This window comes from Nocardia takedensis NBRC 100417, from assembly GCF_000308695.1.
GTDB lineage: Bacteria > Actinomycetota > Actinomycetes > Mycobacteriales > Mycobacteriaceae > Nocardia > Nocardia takedensis.
The window spans coordinates 1-2,878 of sequence record NZ_BAGG01000202.1 but is presented as its reverse complement, the minus strand read 5'-3'; the positions used below and the strand labels follow the sequence as shown (position 1 = coordinate 2,878).

Sequence of the window (2,878 nt, the reverse complement as noted above, 5' to 3'; positions counted from 1 at the left end):
GGGAGGCAAGGACAGTCAAGCGATGCTCGATGTCCTGGTCGAGGTGTTTCACGGCCTCGGCGTGTTGGACCGGGTCACCACCGTCCACGCCGACATGGGGCGAGCCGACTGGCCGGGCACCTCGGCGCTCGCGAGAAGCCATGCCGCGCATTATGGGCTGCGCCATGAGACCGTGGCACGCAACGGTGGGGACCTCCTCGACCGGGTCTCCGAACGAGGCAAATGGCCTTCGCCTCGAATACGCTGGTGCACAAGCGATTTCAAGCGTTCTACCTGTCGGCGGGTGATCACGACGCTGGTCGCGGAGTCCCGGGCGTCCGGGATCACCGATCGCCCGGTGCGGGTGTTGAACATCATGGGCCACCGCAGCGGAGAATCGCGTGAACGCGCGAACAGAGCGCCGTTCGTCCACGAGCGCGGCCGCACCTGTCTATGCCGTGAGTGTAGTGACGCGCGCACGGCGGGCGATCCGCCCAAGGCCACGGTGTCGAACTCGCGGCGAATCATCGATACCTGGCTGCCCATCCACGGGTGGGACCTCGAGACGGTGTGGGCGCGGATCGCCGCGGCGGGCACCCGACCCCATATTACCTACAGTATGGGTTTCGGCCGCGCGTCGTGCATTTTCTGCATCTACTCACCTCGCTCGGCGCTGGTGCGGGCCGCGCGCCTGCACCCTGAACTGGCTGCCGAATACGCCGTGGTCGAGGCCCGTATCGGGCACCGTTTCCGGCCCGAGGTGTCCATCGCCGAGGCAATCGCCGAAGCCGGGACAGCCGACCAGCGCGGTCGCTGCGCCGCCTGAACGACTTCGAACACGACATGTTCAGCGTCCAGTCGCGTGGTCCTCGAGACCGGCGCTGTGATCGCTCGATGAGCGAACGCCCTACGCCGCGTGGTGGCACGACATGGTGCACGGCGGCCGCGTCACGGCGAGGTGTGCGTGCTAGCGCGGGCGGATCGGCCGCGTCCGGACCGTTCGAGCTGCTGGTTCTCATCGCCCGGCGACCGGGCGGCGCCGCGACGCCATCCCTTCCAGTTCGAGACCCTCGGGAGCCCTCACGATGAGTACCGATTCACACGACACCCTCGCCCGCACGCCCACTGTCCTCGCCGACGATGACAACGCCGGCCTACTCGTCATCGTCTATGCCCGCGATCACGGCGGGGAGTCGACCGGGGACGTGACCGTGGACGAGCGGGCGCGCGAGACGTTGATCCGGATCTCGTTGAACGGCACCAGGATCGCGCGGCGTGAGCCGTCGACGAGGGGGTGTGACTGTCCCGACACCGTGGTCTCGGTCGTGGGCGGAGTGCACGTGGGCCACGGCGAGCGCTGTCTGCACGGTGAACCGCGCCGCTACCTGTGGCGGTACGCGGGTGCCCTGCACGTCGGAAGCCTCGCCGACTACGCCGTCTTCTTCGACACCCTCGACCCCGAGGACCAGCGCCGACTCGTCCGCACCGGTGATGAACTGCGGACCTGGACCGACACCTACCGCCTCCACATCACCACCACCCTCGGCGCGGCCTTCGCCGGTCAGGTTCGCTTCACCGCGGCCGACGAATGGAGCGAGACGCTGCTCCACTCACCGGCCTGAAACCGCTTCGGGATGGCCCCGCGCTCGGCTGGCTGTCCCGCACGTCGCTGTTGGTCTTGGGCCATCCGCTTCCGGGGCGCTGTCGGTTGCTGTCCGTGTCCGTTCCGTATGAAAGGTGACCATCGATGGCTGTGAGAACGTCGGTCTCGGTGCCCGAGTTCGCCCTCGAGATCCTGGCTCGGTCACGCGTCGAGGGCAACAAACTGTTCCTGACCGACCGGCTCAGCGTGTCCGATTACCGCAAACTCAACAAGGTCCTCGAGGCGATGGGCGGACAGTGGGACCGCCGGGCCGGCACCCATGTCTTTCCCGACGACCCGACCGAGACCATCGCCGCGGCCGTGGCGCGCGGCACGACCCCCAACACCGACAGGAAGGTGCTCGCGGCGTACTTCGCCACACCCGAGGCTCTGGCTCGGCTCCTCGTGGAGGGTCCGCACTCCGATATCAGTGCACTCGCCCCGGGCGCTCACGTCCTCGAGCCCTCCGCCGGCGACGGCGCGCTGGTGCGCGCGATCCTGGCGGCCAACCCCGGGATGCGGATCACCGCCGTGGAGCCCGATCGGGTGCGTGCCGCGGCCATCGACTACGACCCGCGCGTCACGGTAGTGATCGCCGAGTTCGAGGAATTCGCAGCAGGGGCCACCGATCGGTACGCGGGAGTGGTGATGAACCCGCCCTTCGCCCTGCCCCACAGGCCGACGGTGTGGATCGACCACTTGCACACCGCCTGGAACCTCCTGGCCCCTGGGGCACAGCTGCTGAGCCTGGCACCCAACGGCTACACCTACCGCACAGACCACGCCCACCGCGCGGTGCGTGAAATCGTCATCGCCCACGGCGGTCACGAGGTCCTGCCCGCCGGGTCATTCACCACCTCCGGCACCGGTGCCGCCACCGTGCTCCTGCACGCCCGCCGACCCGCCGAAGTCTGACCCACCCGCCGCACGCGTCACCGAACCGTCGCCGCGGCAGCCGAACCCGCGCTCCGTCACCGGAAGGAGGACTTCACATGGTCGATGACACCGCAGGGTTGTTCCCTCTCGCGACGCTTTTCGACGACGATGCGGTGCCGGTGTGCTGGTCTTTCGGGCTCGGTGTGGACAGCGCGGCTGGGGTGACCAGGACCTTGCTCGATCCGGAGTTTCGGCCGCCGCAGTTGCGTGCCGATCTGTCGAATCTGGTGGTGATGGTGGCCCAAACGGGTGACGAGTGGGTTTCGACCTGCAATCTGGTCGCCGAGCATATCCTGCCGTTGCTCGCTGAACGTTCGGTAC

At 68.1% G+C, this 2,878-nt stretch carries 3 protein-coding genes and 1 pseudogene; all 4 read left to right on the top strand.

Going from position 1 to position 2,878, the window contains the following annotated elements; genetic code table 11:
* Positions 1-805 (top strand): phosphoadenosine phosphosulfate reductase domain-containing protein (locus tag ON30_RS36455; protein ID WP_040711993.1); only part of this gene is annotated, 805 nt, incomplete at its 5' end.
* A 259-nt stretch (positions 806-1,064) separates the two neighbouring features.
* Positions 1,065-1,601 (top strand): hypothetical protein, encoded by a 537-nt coding sequence (locus ON30_RS27990; protein WP_040711992.1) that lies wholly within the window; start codon positions 1,065-1,067, stop codon positions 1,599-1,601.
* A 125-nt stretch (positions 1,602-1,726) separates the two neighbouring features.
* Positions 1,727-2,536, top strand: a complete 810-nt coding sequence (locus tag ON30_RS27985; RefSeq protein WP_157183865.1) for a class I SAM-dependent methyltransferase — start codon at positions 1,727-1,729, stop codon at positions 2,534-2,536.
* 77 nt (positions 2,537-2,613) lie between these two features.
* Positions 2,614-2,878, top strand: a pseudogene (locus ON30_RS27980) (hypothetical protein); the annotation flags it as partial.